The 22266-nt window shown below is 56.2% G+C and carries 24 protein-coding genes and 1 riboswitch; of the genes, 17 read left to right on the plus strand and 7 right to left on the minus strand.

The window, feature by feature from the left end:
- Nucleotides 1-20 precede the first annotated feature (20 nt).
- Complete coding sequence (modF, locus tag ACKWMY_RS01740; RefSeq protein ID WP_409485794.1) at nt 21-1490, minus strand: molybdate ABC transporter ATP-binding protein ModF; 1470 nt, start codon at nt 1488-1490, stop codon at nt 21-23.
- Nucleotides 1491-1580: 90 nt separating this feature from the next.
- Nucleotides 1581-2372 (minus strand): molybdenum-dependent transcriptional regulator, encoded by a 792-nt coding sequence (gene modE, locus ACKWMY_RS01745; protein ID WP_024530538.1) that lies wholly within the window; start codon nt 2370-2372, stop codon nt 1581-1583.
- Between the two features lie 179 nt (nt 2373-2551).
- On the opposite strand from modE, the gene ACKWMY_RS01750 reads away from it, so the two are divergent.
- From ACKWMY_RS01750 to modC, 4 genes are all read left to right on the plus strand, one after another.
- Nucleotides 2552-2695 (plus strand): AcrZ family multidrug efflux pump-associated protein, encoded by a 144-nt coding sequence (locus ACKWMY_RS01750; RefSeq protein ID WP_021180335.1) that lies wholly within the window; start codon nt 2552-2554, stop codon nt 2693-2695.
- 149 nt (nt 2696-2844) lie between these two features.
- Nucleotides 2845-3618, plus strand: coding sequence for a molybdate ABC transporter substrate-binding protein (gene modA / locus ACKWMY_RS01755; protein ID WP_409485795.1), 774 nt, complete (start codon nt 2845-2847; stop codon nt 3616-3618).
- Entirely contained in the window at nt 3615-4304 is a 690-nt protein-coding gene (modB, locus tag ACKWMY_RS01760) for a molybdate ABC transporter permease subunit (RefSeq protein WP_024483123.1), read from the plus strand. Before modA ends, modB begins: the two co-directional genes overlap by 4 nt.
- Nucleotides 4305-5408 (plus strand): molybdenum ABC transporter ATP-binding protein ModC, encoded by a 1104-nt coding sequence (modC, locus tag ACKWMY_RS01765; RefSeq protein WP_024530540.1) that lies wholly within the window; start codon nt 4305-4307, stop codon nt 5406-5408. It begins immediately after the preceding gene.
- 159 nt (nt 5409-5567) lie between these two features.
- On the opposite strand, the gene ACKWMY_RS01770 is transcribed toward modC, so the two are convergent.
- A complete protein-coding gene (locus ACKWMY_RS01770) occupies nt 5568-6389 on the minus strand; it encodes a pyridoxal phosphatase (RefSeq protein WP_074027957.1) in 822 nt (273 codons plus the stop codon).
- A 162-nt stretch (nt 6390-6551) separates the two neighbouring features.
- Between ACKWMY_RS01770 and pgl the strand changes: the two genes are divergently transcribed.
- Complete coding sequence (gene pgl, locus ACKWMY_RS01775) at nt 6552-7547, plus strand: 6-phosphogluconolactonase (RefSeq protein WP_409485796.1); 996 nt, start codon at nt 6552-6554, stop codon at nt 7545-7547.
- A gap of 43 nt (nt 7548-7590) precedes the next feature.
- Here pgl and ACKWMY_RS01780 read toward each other — a convergent pair whose 3' ends face one another.
- Both ACKWMY_RS01780 and bioA read right to left on the minus strand, forming a co-directional pair.
- Nucleotides 7591-8073, minus strand: coding sequence for a kinase inhibitor (locus ACKWMY_RS01780; protein ID WP_409485797.1), 483 nt, complete (start codon nt 8071-8073; stop codon nt 7591-7593).
- A gap of 75 nt (nt 8074-8148) precedes the next feature.
- Entirely contained in the window at nt 8149-9423 is a 1275-nt protein-coding gene (gene bioA / locus ACKWMY_RS01785; RefSeq protein WP_308871166.1) for an adenosylmethionine--8-amino-7-oxononanoate transaminase, read from the minus strand.
- Nucleotides 9424-9514: 91 nt separating this feature from the next.
- Between bioA and bioB the strand changes: the two genes are divergently transcribed.
- From bioB to bioD, 4 genes are read left to right on the plus strand one after another with little or no spacing between them, the layout of a single operon-like run.
- Nucleotides 9515-10552, plus strand: a complete 1038-nt coding sequence (gene bioB / locus ACKWMY_RS01790; protein ID WP_024530545.1) for a biotin synthase BioB — start codon at nt 9515-9517, stop codon at nt 10550-10552.
- A complete protein-coding gene (gene bioF / locus ACKWMY_RS01795; protein ID WP_308871165.1) occupies nt 10552-11703 on the plus strand; it encodes an 8-amino-7-oxononanoate synthase in 1152 nt (383 codons plus the stop codon). Before bioB ends, bioF begins: the two co-directional genes overlap by 1 nt.
- Nucleotides 11687-12454 carry a malonyl-ACP O-methyltransferase BioC gene (gene bioC, locus ACKWMY_RS01800; RefSeq protein ID WP_024530547.1) on the plus strand — a complete coding sequence of 256 codons (768 nt, stop codon included), beginning with the start codon at nt 11687-11689 and terminating at the stop codon, nt 12452-12454. Before bioF ends, bioC begins: the two co-directional genes overlap by 17 nt.
- A complete protein-coding gene (gene bioD, locus ACKWMY_RS01805) occupies nt 12447-13127 on the plus strand; it encodes a dethiobiotin synthase (protein WP_074027962.1) in 681 nt (226 codons plus the stop codon). The genes bioC and bioD overlap by 8 nt, the downstream gene beginning before the upstream one ends.
- 26 nt (nt 13128-13153) lie before the next feature.
- Here the strand turns inward: bioD and ACKWMY_RS01810 are convergent, their stop codons facing one another.
- The gene (locus ACKWMY_RS01810) at nt 13154-13864 is read right to left on the minus strand and encodes an ABC transporter ATP-binding protein (RefSeq protein WP_409485798.1); all 711 of its coding nucleotides are present in this window, start codon (nt 13862-13864) and stop codon (nt 13154-13156) included.
- 1064 nt (nt 13865-14928) lie between these two features.
- On the opposite strand from ACKWMY_RS01810, the gene uvrB reads away from it, so the two are divergent.
- Together uvrB and ACKWMY_RS01820 are read left to right on the plus strand one after the other, a co-directional pair.
- On the plus strand, nt 14929-16941 hold the full coding sequence (gene uvrB / locus ACKWMY_RS01815) for an excinuclease ABC subunit UvrB (protein WP_024530550.1): 2013 nt from the start codon (nt 14929-14931) through the stop codon (nt 16939-16941).
- A 102-nt stretch (nt 16942-17043) separates the two neighbouring features.
- The gene (locus ACKWMY_RS01820) at nt 17044-17289 is read left to right on the plus strand and encodes a VF530 family DNA-binding protein (protein WP_021180393.1); all 246 of its coding nucleotides are present in this window, start codon (nt 17044-17046) and stop codon (nt 17287-17289) included.
- On the opposite strand, the gene yvcK is transcribed toward ACKWMY_RS01820, so the two are convergent.
- Entirely contained in the window at nt 17286-18203 is a 918-nt protein-coding gene (gene yvcK, locus ACKWMY_RS01825) for a uridine diphosphate-N-acetylglucosamine-binding protein YvcK (protein WP_024530551.1), read from the minus strand. The genes ACKWMY_RS01820 and yvcK overlap by 4 nt on opposite strands.
- Nucleotides 18204-18466: 263 nt before the next feature.
- Nucleotides 18467-18609, plus strand: a riboswitch (molybdenum cofactor riboswitch).
- On the opposite strand from yvcK, the gene moaA reads away from it, so the two are divergent.
- From moaA to ACKWMY_RS01855, 6 genes are all read left to right on the plus strand, one after another.
- Nucleotides 18600-19583 carry a GTP 3',8-cyclase MoaA gene (gene moaA, locus ACKWMY_RS01830; protein ID WP_409485799.1) on the plus strand — a complete coding sequence of 328 codons (984 nt, stop codon included), beginning with the start codon at nt 18600-18602 and terminating at the stop codon, nt 19581-19583. Its footprint overlaps the riboswitch before it by 10 nt.
- Before the next feature lie 119 nt (nt 19584-19702).
- Nucleotides 19703-20215, plus strand: a complete 513-nt coding sequence (gene moaB / locus ACKWMY_RS01835; RefSeq protein WP_024530553.1) for a molybdenum cofactor biosynthesis protein B — start codon at nt 19703-19705, stop codon at nt 20213-20215.
- 3 nt (nt 20216-20218) lie between these two features.
- Complete coding sequence (moaC, locus tag ACKWMY_RS01840; protein ID WP_024530554.1) at nt 20219-20698, plus strand: cyclic pyranopterin monophosphate synthase MoaC; 480 nt, start codon at nt 20219-20221, stop codon at nt 20696-20698.
- Nucleotides 20695-20940, plus strand: coding sequence for a molybdopterin synthase sulfur carrier subunit (gene moaD / locus ACKWMY_RS01845; protein ID WP_024530555.1), 246 nt, complete (start codon nt 20695-20697; stop codon nt 20938-20940). Before moaC ends, moaD begins: the two co-directional genes overlap by 4 nt.
- 2 nt (nt 20941-20942) lie before the next feature.
- Nucleotides 20943-21395 (plus strand): molybdopterin synthase catalytic subunit MoaE, encoded by a 453-nt coding sequence (gene moaE / locus ACKWMY_RS01850; RefSeq protein ID WP_024530556.1) that lies wholly within the window; start codon nt 20943-20945, stop codon nt 21393-21395.
- 125 nt (nt 21396-21520) lie between these two features.
- A complete protein-coding gene (locus ACKWMY_RS01855; RefSeq protein WP_021180400.1) occupies nt 21521-22228 on the plus strand; it encodes a Bax inhibitor-1 family protein in 708 nt (235 codons plus the stop codon).
- The last annotated feature ends 38 nt before the right edge of the window (nt 22229-22266 follow it).

Genomic DNA, 22266 nt, shown 5'->3' on the forward strand with positions numbered 1-22266 from the left:
TAGCACTCATCCCGAGTATGTTAAGCCAGAACGTCTTGCTGATAGCGGTAACCATCGCCTTCAGGAATGAAGGAGAAACGGTGGGTGATGCATTGCGGCGCATCTTCTGCGTGGTGTGAAACAAACAGCAACTGCGTCGAGCCCTGCTGGATCAGCACATCCACGAAGCGCCTTACCAACTGGCGGTTTAGCGGATCCAGGCCTTGCAGTGGCTCATCGAGGATCAACAGCGCCGGATGTTTGACTAACGCCCGGGCGATCAGCGCCAGGCGTTGCTGGCCCCAGGACAGGCTATGGAAGGGGGTATCGCCCATAGCGCCAAGCCCGAGCAGCGCCAGCCATTGTGAGGTCAGCTGATGCTGGCGATCGGAAACCGCCTGATAAATGCCGATCGAATCAAAGAAGCCGGACAGGATCACGTTACGCACGCTGGAGCTGACCCGGTAGTCCAGATGCAGGCTACTGCTGACGTAGCCGATATGGCGTTTGATATCCCAGATGGTTTCCCCGCTGCCGCGTCGGCGGCCAAACAGCGTCAGATCGTTGCTGTAGCCTTGCGGATGATCGCCGGTGATCAGGCTGAGCAGGGTGGATTTCCCTGCTCCGTTCGGGCCGACGATCTGCCAGTGTTCACCGGGGTTAACCTGCCAACTGAGTTGGTTGAGGATGGGGCGATCGTTGTAGCTTACTACGCCATCATGCAGAACGATCAGTGGCCGATCGTCTGGCAACCTGATGACCTGGGTAGGATCTTCGGTTTCTGGCAGCGCCAGGCCGTTGAGGTTTTCACTGTGTGCCAGTTGGGCGACCAGCGCATCGGCCATCACCTGTTGCCGTGGCCCCTGGCTGGTGAGGGTGCAATCGGCCAGCACGCCGACCTGCTCAATGAAGCCTGGGATTTCATCAAACCGGTTGAGCACCAGGACCACGGTATAGCCCTGCTGTGATAGTTCGCCAAGCAGGGTGGCGAGCTGGGCGCGCGAATTGACGTCCAGCCCGTCGAACGGCTCATCGAGGATCAATAAATCGGGTTGGGCCATCAGGGCGCGACATAGCAGGGTTTTGCGGGTCTCACCGGTAGAGAGATATTTGAAACGGCGCGTAAGCAGGGGCGTGATGCCAAACTGCTCGGCCAACTGCGCGCAGCGAGCGGGATCGTTGAGATCTTCCTGAATGATTTCCGCCGTGGTGCGGCCGGTATCGTCTTCGTCCGCGCTGAGCAGATCGGTATTGTTGCGCTGCCATTCATCGCTGACCAGCTTTTGCAACTGCTCAAAGGAGATCCGTACTACGTGGCGAAAATCACTGTGGTGTTCGCCTTTCAGCAACGTCAGCTCACCGGCCAGCGCCCGGGCTAGCGCAGATTTCCCACTGCCGTTAGCCCCGACGAACGCCCAGCTATCGCCGGACTGAATATCAAGCCGATCCAGCTCCAGCGTGCGGGTATCGCTTAAACGAAATGAACCTTGCGAAATGTGCAACGACGACATCTTCTAATCCCTATTCTGCAATGTTTCGCTTTAGAAATAGGCGCAAGCGGAAAAGATGTCAATCGGCAATACTGCAACGTGACGTTGCGTTTAACACAACGTCGCGACAATCACCCGATCGGCGTTGAACAAGGCGTGTATCGGCGTGCCGACGCTCAGTTTCAACTGCGCCAGTTCCTGGTTGCTGACGGTGGCGCACAGCGTTTCTCCGCCGTTGAGCGTCACCAGAACCTCACTGTGATCGCTGCCAGGCTGAATGCTGGCAACGGAACCTGCCAACGCGTTATCGGCCAGGCCGTTCGACGCCGGATCGGTACTGAGTTTCACCCAAGGCGCTTTAATCAGGGCCAACACCTCTTTGCCTGGCGTCAACTGTAGCCGGTCGGCGCTTTGCTGAGTGACGGCAGCGGTCAGGCGGGTGTGGCCGTCGGCCAGCAGCAGGCTGATATGCTGTTGGACCTGCTGGTGGTCGCGTTCAATCACGGTGCCGAAAAACTGGTTGCGGGCGCTGGTTTGCAACGAGAAACGGGCGATGGCGGCCAACAGGCTGTCCAACGGCAAATTGTCCTGCTGTAACACGTCAAAGGCCTTCTGCTGGATTTGGCCCAGCAGATCGTAAAGTTGGATCAGCCGCAGGCCATAACGGGTCACCTGCGCACCGCCGCCGCCTTTGCCGCCGGTAGCGCGTTCGACCACCGTTTGCTCGGCCAGTTGATTCATCTCATTGATGGCATCCCAGGCGCTTTTGTAGCTGATCCCCGCCAGCTTGGCTCCCTGGCTGATCGAGCCGGTATGCACCACTTGCTTGAGCAGCGCGATGCGGCGTGGGTCAGCGAACAGTTTCTGCTGCAGCTTTAAGGTAAGGAGGATCTCGGCCTGCATGATGGGTCCTTATAAGGCAGTAAGTCAGGCTATTGTCGCCGATTTGCCGCAAAGCGCCAACTGAGCACGTTTAGCCGGTTACAAATTTCCCGCAGTCGGTAAAATAACCGCGTTTTCGCCTGCGTTTTGGTTTACAGTGAAACCTACGCAGCGGTTTAAAGCAGTCAAGTGAGGCTACGATGTTAGAATTATTGAAAAGTCTGTTGTTTGCCGTGGTAATGGTGCCGGTAGTGATGGCCATTATTTTAGGCTTGATTTATGGCTTGGGCGAGGTGTTTAACATCTTCTCCAAAGTTGGCCATCCTAAAGAAAACCGCAGCTAATCCCCCTCCCAAATGCCCGCTGAGCTCTCTTGGCGGGTATTTCTCAAGTTATCTCTCGCTTTGCCGATAAACCGCATGACAATCGTTCTCGCTGCGTTATATTATTTTTTACATAGCGATGTAATGAGAGTTAACTTGCGGAGAAAACAATGAAACAGCAATGGATTAACTGGGTTGGCGGTGTGGCATTGGCTTGCGGGCTGGTGGCACAGGTTTCTGCGGCGGAGAAAATCACCGTGTTTGCCGCGGCTTCGCTGACCAACGCCTTACAAGATATCGCCACCGAATACCAGAAAGGCAAAGACGTTGAAGTCGTCTCCTCTTTTGCTTCCTCCTCAACGCTGGCACGCCAGATTGAGCAAGGGGCACCTGCGGACATGTTTATCTCTGCCGATCAGCAATGGATGGATTACGCCATCGATAAGCAGCTGATGGTGAAAGACACCCGTTATACCCTGTTGGGCAACGAGTTGGTGCTGATCGCCGCCAAAGCGGCCAAACAAGATAAAATCACCATCAATAAGCAAACCGACTGGGCCAAATTGCTCAACGGCGGCCGCCTGTCCGTAGGCGATCCGGATCATGTTCCTGCGGGCATCTACGCCAAAGAAGCGTTGCAGAACCTGGGAGCATGGACCACGCTGGAACCTCAGCTGGCCCGGGCTAATAATGTGCGCAGCGCCATGGCCATGGTTGAGCGTGAAGAAGCTCCGCTGGGCATCGTTTACGGCTCGGACGCCGTGGCCAGTGACAAGGTCAGAGTGATTGCCATCTTCCCGGAAGACAGCCACAAGCCGGTTGAGTATCCAATGGCCATCGTTAAAGATCACCAGACGCCAGCCGTGACGGCTTTCTACGATTACCTGAAGACTCCGGCCGCTGCGGCTATCTTCGAACGTTATGGATTCACCCCGCGTAAATGATATTAAGTGAGTATGAGTGGCAGGCGGTTGAACTGAGCCTGAAAGTGTCCAGCCTGGCGGTGATCTGCAGTTTGCCGCTGGGTATTTTGATGGCCTGGATCCTGGTTCGCTGCAATTTTCCCGGTAAATCGTTGTTGGATAGCATTATTCATCTGCCGTTAGTCCTGCCACCGGTGGTGGTGGGCTATCTGCTGCTGATCGCCATGGGGCGGCGCGGCTTCATCGGCGAATGGCTTTACAACTGGTTTGGTTTCAGCTTCAGTTTCAGCTGGCGTGGTGCTGCCTTGGCTTCGGCGGTGGTGGCATTCCCGCTGATGGTGCGGGCTATCCGCATGTCGCTGGAAGCGGTGGATACCCGTTTGGAACAGGCAGCCCGCACCTTGGGCGCCAATCCGTGGCGGGTGTTTTTCACCATCACCTTACCGCTTTCGCTGCCCGGTGTGATCGTTGGCGTGGTGCTGGCCTTTGCCCGCTCTTTGGGCGAGTTTGGCGCTACTATCACCTTTGTTTCCAATATCCCTGGTGAAACCCGTACCATCCCGCTGGCAATGTACACCCTGATCGAAACGCCAGGGGCCGAGGCGGCGGCGGCGCGTTTGTGCGTGATTGCCATCGTGCTGGCACTGGCTGCCCTGATGGTTTCTGAATGGCTGGCCCGCTGGGGCCGCAAGCGTATGGGCCTATAGATGTTAGAACTGGATTTCTCCCAGCAGCTTGGCGATCTCAATCTCAATGTGCAGGCTAATCTGCCGGCTCAGGGGATCACGGCGATCTTCGGGCTTTCCGGGGCCGGTAAAACCTCCTTGATCAATGCCATCGGTGGCCTGACGCTGGTGCAGCAGGGGCGTATTGTGCTGAATGGCCGCACGCTGGTGGATACCGCCAGCGGTGTCTGTTTGCCACCGGAAAAACGCCGGGTTGGCTATGTTTTCCAGGATGCGCGCCTGTTCCCGCATTATCGCGTACGCGGCAATCTGCAATACGGCATGGCGGCCAGTATGCGCGGCCAGTTTGACAGCATTGTCGAGCTGTTAGGGATTGCGCCTTTGCTGAACCGTTTGCCTTTGACCCTGTCCGGCGGTGAGAAACAGCGCGTCGCGATTGGTCGGGCGCTGCTGACCGCGCCGGAACTGTTGCTGATGGATGAACCGCTGGCCTCGCTCGATATGCCGCGCAAGCGTGAACTGCTACCGTATCTGGAACGGCTGGCGCAGGACGTCAACATCCCCATCCTCTATGTCAGCCACAGCATGGACGAGATCTTGCGCCTTGCAGAGCAGGTGATGGTGTTGGATCACGGCCAGGTGCGGGCGTACGGTGGGTTGGAGGAGGTTTGGGCCAGCAGCGCGCTGCGGCCTTGGCTACAGCGTGAAGATCAGAGCAGCGTGTTGAGTGTGAGCGTGATTGAGCATCACCCACGCTATGCCATGACCGCGCTGGCACTGGGCGATCAGCGGCTGTGGGTCGGCGGTATTGAAGCGCCGGTGGGCAGCCAAATGCGTATTCGTATCAACGCCGCCGACGTTTCTTTAGTGTTGCAACCGCCAGCCAACAGCAGCATCCGTAATATTCTGCCCGCTAAGGTGGTGGAGTGTCTCGATGTAGCAGGGCAGGTTGAGGTGAAGCTGACGGTCGGGGAGAACATTCTCTGGGCGCGGATCACTCCATGGGCTCGTGACGATCTGGCTATCAGGCCCGGCCAGTGGCTGTATGCACAGGTCAAGAGCGTGTCGATCAGCCGCGATGGCCCCTCACCCCAACCCTCTCCCACAGGGAGAGGGAGCTATTAGCCCCTGCTCTTTTGGAAATAAAGAGGTCACCTCAGCAAACTCGATCGCCCCTTCAACCAAGCTGAATCTGCCGGTGCTCATGAAGAATCACGATACTTTCAGTCCAACTCGATCGGTTCCCTCTCCCTGTGGGAGAGGGTTAGGGTGAGGGGTATCTTGCTAATTCAGCACGCGAGAACGGATCACTTCGGCAATCCCCGGCTGCAGGTGATCGGCAATCACCAGATCCGCACGTTCCTTGATGGCATTATCGGCATTCCCCATGGCAACGCCCAGCCCAACGGCTTCCAGCATGCTCAGGTCGTTGTAGTTGTCACCAAAGGCGACCACCTGATCCATGCTCAACCCCTGTGACTCCACCCACTGCTGCAGGCGTTTGCCCTTGCTGTTGCCGCCTTTGGCAATGTCCACCTGATCGTGCCAGGACCATTCGCAGGCCAGGCCCAGCTCTTTTTCTACCATTTCGGCAAAGCTGCGCAGCGCCGGGAGATCGCTATGTGAAGTGGCAAACTTCCAGATGGCCTGCGCGTCATCCGCCGCCTGCATCAGGCTGTTGACCTGCAACAACGTTGGGCGCTGGGCTACCGGCAAAGTCTCTGACCAAGCCAGCGAACGGATCACATGACCGCTTGTCTCCTGATACAGCATGGCGTCGTCCACATACATCAGGCCGTGAATATCGTTTTGCTTGAGCAGTTGCAGTACCTGCTTGGCCTGCTCTTTTGCCAGCGGATCGGAGGCCAGTACCTTTTTCTGCTGGAAGTCATACAGATAGGTGCCGTTACAACAAATGGCTGGCGTATCGATTTGCAGCGCCTGATAGAACGGGTGGATAGCCACGTGATGGCGGCCGGTGACCACCACGACTTTCACTCCGGCGGCACGGGCTTCCTCCAGCGCGGCCAGCGACTGCGGTAAGATACGTTTCTGGTTGTCTAGCAAAGTGCCGTCTAAATCGAGGGCAATAACACGGTAGCTCATAGCGGTCTCATTATAGTTAGCAACAAAATTACCTCGATGGTACACCGGATAACCATTCGATAAAACCGCGTTGAGGGACGCAGCCTAGGGTTGCCATGTCACAAATGTCGCGTAAGCTAGAACAAACTGAAACCGGTTACCCTTTCTCATTAAGGAGAGCAAATGAAGCAAATCGTTTATGTCGCCAGCCCGGAGAGCCAGCAGATCCACGTATGGCAGTTAGACGACAAGGGCTCACTGGCACTGCTGCAAACGGTCGAGGTGGCGGGGCAGGTACAGCCGATGGCGATCCATCCGGATAACACCCATCTGTATGTTGGGGTACGCCCGGCGTTTGGCATTGTCAGTTACCGTATTGCGGAAGATGGCACGTTACATGAGGCAGGGATGGCACCTTTGCCAGGCAGCCCAACCCATATTTCCACCGATTTGCAGGGGCGTTATCTGTTCTCGGCGTCTTACAGCGGCAACTGTGCCAGCATCAGCCCGATTGGCCATGATGGCGTAGTGCTGGCGCCTACCCAGCAGATCGATGGCCTGACCGCGCCGCATTCAGCCAATATTGACCCTACCAATCAATTGCTGCTGGTGCCGTGCTTGAAAGAGGACCGCATCCGCCTGTTTAATCTGAGCCAGCAGGGCCAACTGACGCCACACGGCCAAGAAGCCGTAGCGACGGCAAGCGGAGCGGGCCCGCGCCATATGGCATTCCATGGCAACGATAAATTTGCTTACTGCGTTAATGAATTGGATGGCACGGTGGACGTGTTCGCCATCGAAGCCAACGGTGGCAAATATACGCTGGTGCAAAGCCTGGACATGATGCCTGCCGATTTCACCGGCACCCGTTGGGCGGCGGATATCCACCTCACGCCAAACGGTCGTTTCCTGTATACCAGCGATCGCACCGCCAGCATCCTGACCGTATTCAGCGTCTCGGAAGACGGCGGCAAGATTGCGGTGGTTGGCCACCATGCCACAGAAGAACAGCCGCGTGGTTTCAATATCGATCACAGCGGTCGCTTCGTGATTGCGGCAGGGCAGAAATCTGGCCATATCGGTGTGTATCAGATTGACCAAGACAGCGGTGAGCTGACGGACGTGGCGCGTTACCCGGTGGGTAAAGGCCCTATGTGGGTGAGCGTGCTGGCAAAATAGTGGGTTAAAAAATGGGGCGAAGCGCTTCGCCCCTCAAGGTTTCTCAGCTGTATTTTACCGTCAACGTCGCTTTGCCAAGGCTATGGAAGTGGATGTTAAAACCGACCATTGCGCCGCTCGCCTCTGCGTCCACTGGAATGCTTTCCACGTCCAACGCATGCACGGTGAACTGATAACGATGGCTTTCACCCTGCGGCGGAGCCGCGCCACCATAGCCTGCCTTTCCAAAATCGGTACGGGTTTGCACTGCGCCAGCCGGTAGCCCCGGTTTGCCGGAACCCGCACCTTGTGGCAGTTCATGCACGTTTGCCGGGATATTGGCGACCACCCAGTGCCACCAGCCGGAGCCGGTAGGGGCATCGGGATCGTAAACCGTGATGGCAAAGCTCTTGGTGCCCGCTGGTGCATCTTTCCAGGCCAGATGAGGGGAGAGGTTGTCCCCGTGGTAGCCCATGCCGTTAAATACCTGCCGTTCAGGCATTTTTGCGCCGTCTTGCAGATCGTTGCTGTACAAACGAAAAGCCATAATGACTCCCAGTTGTCTGAAATACCGAACCCCTAAGCTAGATCGTTTTGCCGACACAATACAACCTTAAAACCGTTACTCCACCGCAGCGGCGATCGCCGCCGTTAGCCGGGTGAGCTGTTCTGGCGTGATGATATAAGGCGGCATCAGGTAGATCAGTTTACCGAAGGGCCTGATCCACACGCCGCGTTCGACAAATCCGCGTTGCAGCAACGCCACATCCACCGGCTGATACATTTCCACCACGCCAATTGCCCCAAGCACCCGCACGTCGGCCACCTTGGGTGATTTCACCAGCGGTAGCAGCTGCTGTTTAAGCTGTGCTTCAATAGTGGCGACCTGATGTTGCCAGCGATTTTCCTCCAGCAAGGACAGGCTGGCGCAGGCGACGGCACAGGCCAGCGGGTTACCCATAAAGGTTGGACCATGCATAAAGCAGCCTGCGGCCCCGTTACTGATCGTTTCTGCAATGTGGCGCGTGGTCAGGGTGGCGGAAAGGGTCATATAGCCACCGGTTAGTGCTTTGCCCAGGCAGAGAATATCCGGCACCACGTCGGCATGTTCGCAGGCAAACAGTTTGCCGGTGCGGCCAAAACCGGTGGCGATCTCGTCGGCAATCAGCAGGATTTGGTAGCGATCGCACAGTTCCCGCACGCGTTGCAGATAGGTTGGATGATAGATGCGCATCCCACCGGCTCCTTGCACCACCGGCTCCAGGATCACGGCGGCTATTTCCCCGGCGTGCTGCTCCAGTAATTCGGCAAACGGGACAATGTCCTGTTCGTCCCAAGGCTGGTCAAAACGACACTGCGGTGCGGTAGCAAACAGATGGGTGGCCAAATAGCCCTGATACAGGCTGTGCATGGAGTTATCTGGATCGCAGACCGACATCGCGCCAAAGGTATCGCCATGATAGCCGTGGCGTAAGGTCAGGATCCGCTGCCGCCGTTCGCCACGGGCCTGCCAATATTGCAGCGCCATTTTTAACGCCACTTCAACCGCCACCGAGCCAGAATCTGCCAGGAATACGCACTGCAAAGCCTCCGGCGTCATAGCTACCAGCTTGCGGCACAGTTCAATAGCGGCGGGATGAGTGATGCCGCCGAACATCACGTGCGACATTTTCTCCAACTGTTGCACGGCTGCCTGATTCAGGTGCGGATGATTGTAACCGTGGATCGCCGCCCACCAGGAAGACATGCCATCCACCAGCAGGCGGCCATCGTCCAGTTGCAGCTCGACGCCGTTGGCGGATACCACCGGATAGCAAGGCAAGGGTTGGGTCATGGAGGTGTAAGGGTGCCAGATGTGGCGTCGATCGAATTCAATATCGCAGGGAGAAACAGACATTAACCGTAAACCAAATTTTAATAGAATGGTTGACAGTATAATCGCAAACTTTACACTGACGACACTTTTTTCCCTTTTGGAGACGCCGTAAATGGCCGACCGCATTCGCTGGACAGTGGGGCAAGCCCAGGCCCTGTTTGATAAACCCTTACTCGAACTGCTGTTCGAAGCACAAACCGTTCATCGCCAACATTTTGATCCGCAACAGGTGCAGGTCAGCACACTACTGTCGATCAAAACCGGTGCCTGCCCGGAAGACTGTAAGTACTGCCCGCAAAGCTCGCGCTATAAAACTGGCCTGGAATCCGAACGGCTGATGCAGGTGGAACAGGTGCTGGAATCGGCGCGCAAGGCTAAAGCGGCCGGTTCGAGCCGTTTCTGTATGGGAGCCGCCTGGAAAAACCCGCACGAGCGCGATATGCCTTATCTGCAACAGATGGTGCAGGGCGTCAAGGCGATGGGGATGGAAACCTGCATGACGCTGGGTACGCTGGATGGTGCGCAGGCCGAACGGCTGGCCGAAGCGGGGCTGGATTATTACAACCATAACCTGGACACCTCGCCGGAATTCTACGGCAACATCATCACCACCCGCAGCTATCAGGAACGCCTGGATACCTTGGATAAGGTGCGTAACGCTGGGATCAAAGTCTGCTCCGGTGGGATTGTCGGGCTGGGCGAAACGGTACGTGATCGCGCTGGGCTGTTGGTGCAATTGGCCAATCTGCCCAAGCCACCGGAAAGCGTGCCGATCAATATGCTGGTAAAGGTGAAAGGTACGCCATTGGCCGATAATGACGACGTCGATCCGTTCGACTTTATCCGCACCATTGCCATTGCCCGCATCATGATGCCAACGTCCTATGTCCGCCTTTCGGCAGGCCGTGAACAGATGAGCGAGCAGACTCAGGCGATGTGCTTTATGGCCGGAGCCAACTCCATCTTCTATGGCTGCAAGCTGTTAACCACGCCCAACCCGGAAGAGGACAAGGATCTGCAATTGTTCCGTAAGCTGGGCCTGAATCCGCAGCAAACTGCCACCGAACAGGGGGACAATCAGCAGCAGCAGGTGCTGACCGAGCAGTTGCTGCACGCCGATACCGCTGAATTCTACAACGCGGCGCTGTAATGAGCTGGCAGCAACGGATCGAACAGGCGCTGGAGGAGCGGCGAGGAGCAGCCGCTTATCGACAACGTCAAGTGAATCAAGGCGGCAATGGCCGTTATCTGCAACTTGACGGCCAGCGCTATGTGAATTTTTCCGGTAACGACTATCTGGGCCTGAGCCAACATCCTGAGGTGATCGCCGCCTGGCAGCAGGGTGCACAACGGTACGGTGTTGGCAGTGGCGGTTCCGGCCACGTTACCGGTTTTTGCCATGCTCATCATGAGCTGGAGCAGCAACTGGCGGAGTGGCTCGGCTACCCGCGTGCGCTATTGTTTATTTCCGGCTATGCGGCCAATCAGGCATTGCTTGCTGCCCTGATGCAGGCCGACGATCGCATCCTGGCGGATAAGCTCAGCCACGCTTCTATATTGGAAGCGGCCACTCACTCACCGGCGCAACTGCGGCGTTTTCGCCATAACCAGCCCCAGGCGTTGGCCACCTTGCTGCAAAAAACCTGTGCAGGCCAACAGTTGGCGATCACCGAAGGGGTGTTCAGCATGGACGGCGATAGCGCACCGTTGGCCGAACTACATCGGTTGACGCAGCAGGCGGGGGCCTGGCTGATGGTGGATGATGCGCACGGCATTGGTGTTCGTGGCGAGCAAGGGCGCGGCAGTTGCTGGCAGCAAGGTGTACGCCCGGAGGTGTTGGTCGTCACCTTTGGCAAAGCATTCGGCGTCAGCGGTGCGGCGATCCTCTGCGATGAACCGTTGGCTGAGTATCTGCTGCAATTCGCCCGTCATCTGATTTACAGCACCGCGATGCCGCCCGCTCAAGCCTGTGCCTTGCAAGCGGCCTTAAGCTGTATTCAGCAAGGGGATGAATTACGTAGTCGGCTGCAAAAACACATTCAGCATTTTCGTGCCGGAGTGGTGGGTCTGCCGTTAACGCTAACCGCGTCGGATACCGCTATCCAACCGTTGTTGGTGGGGGATAACCAACAGGCGCTGGATTTGGCGCAGCGCCTGCGAGAGCAGGGATTGTGGGTCAGCGCCATCCGTCCGCCGACGGTACCGCCGGGGGGAGCGCGGTTACGCATTACGCTCACTGCGGCCCACCAGCCACAGGATATCGATCGCTTGCTGGAGGTACTGTATGACGTCTGCCATTGATACGGTGAACAAGCAGGCGGTGGCGGCGGCCTTCAGCCGGGCAGCGGCGAGCTACGATACCGCAGCGGTGCTGCAACGGGAGGTTGGTGAACGCTTACTGGGGATGGGGCTGTCTCATCCAGGCCAGCAGGTATTGGATGCCGGTTGCGGCACGGGGTATTTCAGCCGTCGTTGGCGCGAGCTGGGCAAGCAGGTCAGCGCACTGGATTTGGCTCCGGGGATGCTGGCTTTTGCCCGTCAGCAGCAAGCGGCGGATCGCTATCTGCTGGGGGATATCGAACACATCCCTTTGCCGACCGCCTCGGTGGATATCTGTTTTAGCAGCCTGGTGGTGCAGTGGTGCAGCGATCTGCCTCTTGCGCTGGCAGAGTTGTATCGGGTGACGCGGCCCGGCGGACTGATCCTGTTTTCTACTTTGGCTGAAGGGGCTTTACACGAGTTAGGCGACGCCTGGCAGCAAGTCGATGGTGAGCGTCATGTTAATAACTTCCTGCCGCCAGCTCACATCTCTGCCGCCTGTCATCCCTACCGGCACCAGCTTACGGCAGATTGGCAAACGCTTAATTATCCCGACGTGATGACGCTGATGCGATCGCTAAAGGGCATCGGTGCGACTCACCTGCATCAAGGGCGCGAAGCTGGCCTGCTTTCACGCCAACGGCTTGCCGCGTTGCAGGCTGCTTATCCTTGCCGGGATGGGCAGTTTCCTCTCAGTTATCATCTGGCTTATGGAGTGATTTATCGTGATTAAGCGCTGGTTCGTCACCGGAACCGACACCGAAGTGGGCAAAACCGTGGCCAGCAGTGCCTTGCTACAGGCCGCCCGCGCGGCAGGATGGCGCTGTGCTGGTTATAAACCGGTAGCGTCAGGCAGTGAGATGACCGATGAAGGGTTACGTAACAGCGATGCGTTGGCACTGCAGAGAAACAGCAGCGTAGCGCTGGATTACGCCGTAGTGAACCCTTACACCTTTGCAGAACCGACCTCGCCGCATATCGTCAGCCAGGCCGAAGGGCGGCCCATCTCGCTGACACGGCTTTCCACCGGTTTACGACATCTTGAGCAACGTGCAGACTGGCTTTTAGTCGAGGGCGCAGGCGGTTGGTTTACCCCGCTTTCTGAGCATGAAACCTTTGCCGACTGGGTGCAGCAGGAGCAACTGCCGGTGATCCTGGTGGTGGGCATCAAGCTGGGCTGCATCAATCATGCTCTATTGACTGCGCTGGCGATCCAACAGTCAGGTTTGACCCTGGCAGGCTGGATCGCCAATGACGTCACCCCGCCGGGAAAACGACATCAAGAGTACCTTGCCACTCTTTGCCGCCTATTGCCCGCGCCCCTGTTGGGCGAGATCCCACATTTACCGCAGGTAGAGCAGCAGGCATTGGGACAGTATCTCGATTTAACCAGGTTGAACCCTTAACCTGATGGCCCATGGAGGGGCCAGAATCAGTCCGTCAGATAGGCATCAATCAGCCCCTCATCCAACTGCCCCAGTGTGCCATTGGCCACGTTACGGCCTTTATCCATCAGACAGAAGCGGTCAGCCAGATGGCGGGCAAAGGGGAGTTGGTGCTCAACCAGCAAAATGGTCATGCCCAGCTCCTGATTCAGCTTACGGAGCACCAGGCCGATCTCCGTCGCCAGGGAAGGTGACATACCGGCGGTGGGTTCATCCAGGATCAGCAGTTCCGGTTCCAGCATCAGAGCGCGGCCTAACGCCAACTGCTGTTGCTCACTTTGGCACAGGTCGCCCGCACGGCGCATACGCATCGCCTGCAGCCGTGGGAACAGATTGTAAATAATAGGGGGCATACGGCGGACCTTGCCACGCTCGGCCAGCAAGGCTACCTGCAGGTTCTCTTCTACGCTCAGTTGGGAAAAGATTTGCCGCCCTTGTGGCACGTAACCAATGCCCAGTAATGCCCGGTTTTCTACCGGCTGTGGCAACAGGTTTTGCGGTGGCTCATCCGCCAACTGCCAGGTCATACTGCCGCTGACGATCGGCAGGTGTCCCATGATGCAATTGATCAGCGTGGTTTTGCCCACCCCATTACGGCCAAGCAACAGGGTGCATTGCCCACGAGGCAACTCAAGGCTGACATCCCACAGCGTATGCTGTTGTCCATAATATTGGTTTACCGCCCGTAAGCTTAACATTTGGCATCTCCTCCAAGACCGATATTCACGCATGGATAACGTTGACCGCAGCAAGCGGTGTCTCTCCCGGGTGTGGCAAATGCTGTGCTGATTACCTTAATCGCGGCTCAGGCTAAAAAATTGAAAAATGGCCGCTACCGGTCGTTTGGCGGCTCTAGGGGGGCTTTTTGGTATGCAATGAACTTTTTCGCCGAAGATAACCTTGTAGGCTCCAGCCGGTTTTGGCCAAAATTTGCCAGTTCTTCCGCAAGGTCACGCCCCTGAATAAGTAAATGCAATTACCAGGCCATCAGGCGTTGCGCAACGAAAAAGTCAGTTTGTTACTGTTTTGTTAATTGAATTGAGCCCGGTGAGCAAGGGCTCTGCCAGGGCCTGAAGGTTAACTTGGGCGTTTTTTGCACCGTTACCGTGCGGCAGGGCAAGCTGTTGGTGCAAGCCCTAAAGGTTGTTGCCGCAACTTGCAACCCCTGGCAAGCGAAATAGGTAAAAGAAGAATTTTGTTATCACGGCTTTTAGCATTAATCGGCATAACCAAAGCGATAATATTGTCAAAAAATAACTAAAAAACCGGCTCCGTTGACGTTTCATTGGGAAAAGCGTTCTTTCCGCAACTCCCGCCCCCCGTGGGGTAGTGAGAGTTATCCACTATTCCTGTGGATAACCTTGTGCATTATACTTAGAAAAGCGGTGTGAACAGAGAGCGGGCGCGGGTTGTATGCAGGTTGTCCGCATTCTCGTCTTTTTATTAAATATATTTAATATCAATAAGTTAATTAAAATCAAGCCAACGGATACCGTTAACGTACCGATGGGCGATTTTTTAGCGTATTGACGGCCAAAAGTTAATTCGTGACGCAATCTGGGGATAACAGAGTGATTGACAATAAAAATGTCATGGTATTGTCACCTTGCCGGTGCGTTCGCGCCCCGTTAACGGACGCAATAGCGTAAATCCGCTTGAAGCTGGTTTTATATCCAGTATCATGGGCACTGGCGGAAATCTTCCGGTCTTTCCATAATTAGGCCGCTACCGTCTGGCCGCAAACCTGAAAGATGATGGGGATATGAGCAAACATTTCAAACTGCATTCCGAATTCAAACCGGCCGGCGATCAGCCACAAGCCATCCAAAAGCTGGAAGAGGGCCTGGAAGACGGCCTGGCGCATCAAACGCTGCTGGGGGTTACCGGCTCGGGTAAAACCTTTACCATCGCCAATGTGATCGCCGACCTCAACCGGCCCACCATGGTGCTGGCGCCCAACAAGACTCTGGCGGCGCAGCTGTATGGCGAGATGAAAGAGTTCTTTCCCGAGAATGCGGTGGAATATTTTGTCTCCTACTACGATTACTACCAGCCAGAAGCCTATGTGCCTAGCTCCGATACCTTTATCGAGAAAGATGCCTCGGTCAACGAACATATCGAGCAGATGCGCCTGTCGGCCACCAAAGCGCTGCTGGAGCGGCGTGACGTAGTGGTGGTGGCTTCGGTTTCCGCGATCTACGGCCTGGGCGATCCGGATCTGTACCTGAAAATGATGTTGCACCTGACCAAGGGCATGATCATCGATCAGCGTTCGATCCTGCGCCGTCTGGCCGAGCTGCAATATACCCGCAACGATCAGGCCTTCCAGCGTGCCACCTTCCGCGTGCGTGGCGAAGTGATCGACATTTTCCCGGCAGAATCGGACGAGTTGGCGCTGCGCGTTGAGCTGTTCGACGAAGAGGTCGAACGCCTGTCGCTGTTCGATCCGCTAACCGGCCAGATTGAGCAGGTGGTGCCACGCTTTACCATTTACCCCAAATCTCACTACGTTACCCCGCGTGAACGTATCGTGCAGGCGATGGAAGAGATCAAGGTGGAACTGGCCCAGCGGCGTAAAGTGCTGCTGGAAAACAACAAGCTGTTGGAAGAACAGCGGTTGACGCAGCGTACCCAGTTCGATCTGGAAATGATGAACGAGCTGGGTTACTGCTCCGGTATCGAAAACTACTCGCGCTATCTTTCCGGGCGCGGTGAGGGCGAGCCACCGCCAACCCTGTTCGACTACCTGCCCGCAGACGGATTGCTGGTGGTGGATGAATCCCACGTCACCATCCCGCAGATCGGCGGTATGTTCAAAGGCGACCGCTCGCGTAAAGAGACGCTGGTGGAGTACGGCTTCCGTTTGCCTTCGGCGCTGGATAACCGGCCGATGCGTTTTGAAGAGTTTGCCGCTGCGGCACCGCAAACTATCTACGTGTCCGCCACGCCGGGCAAATATGAGCTGGAGAAATCCGGCGGCGATATTATCGATCAGGTGGTGCGCCCAACCGGCCTGCTGGATCCGATCGTCGAAGTGCGCCCGGTCACTACTCAGGTGGACGATCTGCTTTCCGAGATCCGCAAGCGCGTGGCCATCAACGAGCGCGTACTGGTCACCACGTTGACCAAGCGTATGGCAGAAGACCTGACGGAATACCTGGAAGAGCACGGGGAGCGGGTGCGTTATCTGCACTCGGACATTGATACGGTAGAACGTGTCGAAATCATCCGTGATTTGCGCCTGGGCGAGTTTGACGTGCTGGTGGGTATCAACCTGTTAAGGGAAGGCCTGGACATGCCAGAGGTATCGCTGGTGGCGATCCTGGACGCGGACAAGGAAGGGTTCCTGCGTTCTGAGCGCTCACTGATCCAGACCATTGGCCGAGCGGCGCGTAACCTCAACGGTAAAGCGATCCTGTATGGTGACAGGATCACCGATTCCATGGCCAAGGCGATCGGTGAAACCGAACGCCGCCGCGCCAAGCAGCAGGCGCATAACGAAGCCAACGGTATCGTACCTCAGGGCCTGAACAAGAAGGTTTCGGATATTCTGCAACTTGGGCAACCAAGCAGCCGTGGCAAGCACAAAGGGAAGGGTAAAGCGGCAGAGAGCGCGGCGCAATACAAACTGCTCACCCCCAAAGCGCTGGAGCAAAAAATCCAGGAGTTGGAGGCTCAGATGTATTCTCATGCGCAGAATCTGGAGTTCGAACAGGCCGCTGCGGTGCGTGATGAAATCCACCAATTGCGCGAGCAGTTTATCGCGCTATCATAGTGAACCCAAGGGGCGTGGTATGCGCGCCCCGGTAAATTTTCTTGCCGTATGCCGGTTTGCTGATTAAGGTGTGCGCCCCAAGTATTGAGATGAGTAGCCGCCATGACCGCAACCCCATCCAAAGACCCGTTACACGGCATTACGCTGGAGCAACTGCTGAACAAGCTGGTAGCCCAATATGGCTGGAACGGGCTGGCAGAGCGTATTCGCATTAACTGCTTCAGCAGCGATCCGAGCATCAAATCCAGCCTCAAGTTCTTGCGCCGCACCCCGTGGGCACGCAAGCAGGTGGAAGATCTCTACATCGACAGCGTTAGCGATAATCCTTGGCTCCGTGGTCAAGATTAATCGCGGCTAGCTAGCTGCACCAACGCGGTATCCAGCGCCTGGCGTAATAGCTGTCGATCGTGGCGATACGGGATATCGCTGGCTTCCAGCGGTTGTTGCACCACAATGCGATCCTGCATGGCGCTGGTATCCACCGCCGGGCCAACGATCACCGCGTCAATCATTTTACGGCCAATCTTCTCTTCCATCAGCGTCAGTTTGTCTTGCAGCGTCAGTGCGGCTGCGGCGACGCTCAGTTCGCGGCCCAGGTTACCGATATACACCATATTGGCGCTGCTGCGTCGCAGGGCCTGAGTCAGATCCTCAAGCAGCAACAGTGGCATCAGGCTGGTAAGAAAACTGCCTGGCCCGATCAGGATCAGATCGGCCTGCGCGATCGCCTCAACCGCTTCACGGGTGGCGTGTACCGGCGGGGAGAGCATCAGCTCTTGCGGCATGATCCTTAGCTGGTCGATATTCACTTCACCGTAGACTTGGTGCCCTTCATGATCGTGGGCCATCAGATCGACCGGCTGTTCCGACATCGGGATCAGCGCAGCGTCCACTTTCAGCAGGCTACGTACCAGATTGATCGCCTCCAACGGGCGTACGCTCAGGTGATCCAAGGCCTTTAGCATCAGGTTTCCCAGGTTATGCCCTGCCAACTCCCCGTTGCCGCTAAAACGGTATTCAAACATCGCCGAGGCGACGCTAGGCTCGGTAATCAGCTGATTGAGGCAATTACGGGTGTCACCCCAGGCAATGCCGCCTTCAGAACGGCGGATACGGCCGGTAGAACCGCCGTTATCGGTGGTGGTGACAATGCCGGTCAGGCGAGAACCCAACGAGGACAGTGAAGACATCACACGGCCAAGACCGTGACCACCACCTAATGCCACGACGCGATCAAGATCGGCCAGGGTACGGTTGCGCATAAAATTCCTTAACTCAGGGTAGGTAGACTGCCTGCATAAAGTAGCGGATTTGGCACAAAAACGCGATAAAGAGTGCGATTTGCGTGATTCTGGTCAATTCGCTGGCATAACGGTTGTTTATTATGGTTATCCAGACTTGAGAAGGTGAAAAAACGCTGTATACACAACTATATAGCGTTAATCCACATTGGCTATCGCGGCTGTTTAGCGCTAGAATTCTCAGGAAAACCACGGTTTCGTTCCGGCTACTTGAGGTAGCGGGGATGGGATCAAAACTCCTAGCCTTGGTACCTACGTTGTTCTTTGGAGCGATAGGGTATCTTGGCCGTGGCGAAGTCAGCCACCAGGGTGCAGAGTGGAAACGCTCGCATCTCCCGTATTTGGAAGGTGTTACAGGTGCCGCAACTTATTGATGCTTTTGAGCGCAAATTTTACTATTTGCGCCTATCGATCACCGACGTGTGTAACTTTCGTTGCACCTACTGTCTGCCGGATGGCTATAAGTCGAGCGGCAGCCCCAAGGCCTTTCTCTCTCTGGATGAAATTCGGCGCGTCAGCCGTGCCTTTGCCGAACTGGGTACCGAAAAGGTCCGCCTGACCGGCGGTGAGCCTTCTTTACGCCGCGATTTTACCGACATCATTGCCGCCGTGCGCGAAAACCCGGCGATCCGAACCCTGGCTGTGACCACCAACGGCTATCGCCTGGCACGTGATGTTGCCAGTTGGCGTGATGCGGGCCTCACGGCGATTAACGTCAGCGTAGACAGCCTTGATGCGCGCCAGTTTCATGCCATCACCGGCCAGGACAAGTTCCGCCAGGTGATGGAGGGCATCGATGCCGCCTTTACCGCCGGTTACAGCAAGGTAAAGGTGAATGCAGTGCTGATGCGTGATGTCAATCACCAGCAACTGGGCAGCTTCCTTAACTGGATCAAGGATCGGCCAATCCAACTGCGGTTTATCGAACTGATGGAAACCGGTGATGGCAGCGATCTGTTCCGCAAGCACCATGTGTCTGGCGAAGTGATCCGCCTGCAGTTGGAGCAGCAGGGTTGGCAGCGCCAAGTTCGTGGCCGCAGTGATGGCCCGGCGCAGGTATTCAGCCACCCGGATTATCAGGGCGAGATAGGGCTGATCATGCCGTACGAAAAAGATTTCTGCGCCAGTTGCAACCGCCTGCGGGTTTCCGCCATTGGCAATCTGCATTTGTGCCTGTTTGGTGAGCAAGGGATTACCCTGCGCGATCTGCTGGCGGATGACGGCCAGTTGGAACAGCTGAAAATGCGCATTCAAAGCGGGCTGCAAACCAAAAAGCAGACCCACTTCCTGCATCAGGGCAATAGCGGTCTCACGCAGAACCTCTCGTTTATCGGCGGTTGATACGATTTCCTGTAGCAATGGGGAACGTCAGATGATGAATACCAGCTCGAACGGTCCCCCTCTCACTAAAGGAGAGGGTTAGGGTGAGGGGCCATCGACAATCAGGAGCACAACACACAATGAGCCAAACCAGCAGTGAATTTATTGCGGCCAAGATTGCCATTTTGACCGTTTCGGATCGCCGCACTGAAGCGGAAGATACCTCCGGGCAATATCTACAAGAAGCCGCGCAGGAAACCGGCCATCAGGTAGTGGCACGTGCCCTGGTCAAAGACAATATTTATCAGATCCGTGCGCAGGTTTCCGCATGGATTGCCAGCGATGACGTGCAGGCCGTGTTGATTAACGGCGGCACCGGCTTTACCTCCGGGGACAATACGCCAGAAGCGTTATTGCCGCTGTTTGACCGTGAAGTGGAAGGGTTTGGCGAACTGTTCCGCATGGTGTCATACGAAGAGATCGGCACCGCGACCATCCAGTCCCGCGCTTTGGCCGGTATTGCCAATCAGACGGTGATCTTCGCCATGCCGGGTTCCACCCGCGCCTGTCGTACCGCCTGGGAGCGTATTATTGAAGAACAGTTGGACGCGCGCCATCGCCCGTGCAACTTCTTACCCCATTTAAAGAAATAATCTATGACGCAGCTAACCCACATTAACGCCGCTGGCGAGGCCCATATGGTCGATGTCTCTGCCAAAGCGGAGACGGTACGTGAAGCCCGTGCCGAGGCTTTTGTAGAAATGCAGGCGGCAACGCTGGCGATGATTATCGACGGCAGCCACCATAAAGGCGACGTATTTGCCACGGCACGTATTGCCGGAATTCAAGCGGCGAAGCGCACCTGGGAACTGATCCCTCTTTGCCATCCGTTGATGTTAAGCAAGGTGGAAGTACAGCTCGAAGCGCAGCCGGAATTTAACCGAGTGCGTATCGAAACCTGCTGCCGTTTGACCGGTAAAACCGGGGTTGAAATGGAGGCGTTGACTGCCGCTTCGGTGGCCGCACTCACCATCTACGACATGTGCAAAGCGGTGCAGAAAGATATGGTAATTGGCCCGGTGCGGCTGCTGGCAAAAAGCGGCGGCAAGTCCGGTGATTTTAAGGTGGAATCATGATCACTATTCTGTTTTTCGCGCAGGTGCGTGAACTGGTCGGTACCAATATGCTGAGCCTGCCGGCGCAGTACCTTACGGTTGAAGAGTTGCGTAAATCGCTGTGCGAGCGTGGCGATCGTTGGGCGCTGGCGCTGGAGCCCGGTAAATTGCTGACGGCGGTGAACCAATCGCTGGTGGCCGCAGAGCATCCGCTGCAAGCCGGTGATGAAGTGGCTTTCTTTCCACCGGTAACCGGAGGTTAACAGTGGAAAATACTCGTATCCGCGTTGGCCAGGCAACCTTTAGCGTAGGTGAAGAATACCAGTGGCTGGCACAGTGTGATGATGACGGCGCAGTGGTGACTTTTACCGGCAAGGTACGTAATCACAATCTGGGGGATGACGTCAGCGCGCTGTCGTTGGAGCATTACCCTGGCATGACTGAAAAAGCCCTTGAAGAGATTGTTGCACAAGCGCGGGCCCGTTGGCCATTGCAGCGGGCAACGGTGATCCATCGCATCGGTGATCTCTTCCCTGGTGATGAAATTGTGTTTGTCGGCGTGACCAGCGCCCACCGCAGCATGGCCTTCGAGGCGGCACAATTTATTATGGATTACCTGAAAACCCGAGCTCCCTTCTGGAAACGTGAGGCGACCGGGCAGGGAGAGCGCTGGGTAGAGGCTCGTGATACGGATAAACAAGCCGCCAAACGTTGGTAAATCGAGCTTCAACAGCGGAAATAAATCAATACCTTTGCCCGTTTCGCGTAGCGTTTTCTGTGATACGCTTACTGTTGGCAGGGGAAGTTCCCCGAAACTTGGCTCACATGTAAAAGGTAACCGTCATGGACCGATATCCACGTAATGGTTCGATCGTTGAACGTGCCAACAGCGGCATTCAGGCTTATATGGCGCAGGTGTATGGCTGGATGACCTGTGGCTTGCTGTTGACCGCATTTGTTTCCTGGTATGCAGCGCATACGCCTGCGATCATCAACTTTATTTTCTCTAGCCAGATCACCTTCTTTGGGTTGATTATCCTGCAGTTGGGCCTGGTGTTTGTGATTTCCGGCATGGTTAACCGCCTGAGCGGAACCATGGCCACTGGGCTATTTATGCTCTACTCGGCGCTGACCGGGCTAACGCTATCGAGCATCTTCATTGCTTACACCTATAGCTCTATCGCCAGCACCTTCGTGGTCACTGCGGGGATGTTCGGTGCGATGAGCCTGTACGGCTACACCACCAAACGCGATTTGAGCGGTTTCGGCAGCATGCTGTTTATGGGGCTGATTGGTATTGTGCTGGCGTCACTGGTGAACATCTGGCTGAAAAGCCCGGCGCTGATGTGGGCAATCACCTATATCGGCGTGCTGGTATTTGTGGGCCTGACGGCGTATGACACCCAGAAACTGAAAGCGATGGGTGAACAGCTGAATGCCGATGATAAAGACAGCTTCCGCAAATACGCCATCGTTGGCGCATTGACGCTGTATCTCGACTTTATCAACCTGTTCCTGATGCTGTTGCGTATCTTCGGCAACCGTCGCTAAAAGCGGAAAGTCGGTGTCCTCGCCCTAACCCTCTCCCT

It is taken from the genome of Serratia sp. J2, assembly GCF_046269175.1.
GTDB classification, from domain to species: Bacteria; Pseudomonadota; Gammaproteobacteria; order Enterobacterales; family Enterobacteriaceae; genus Chania; species Chania fonticola_C.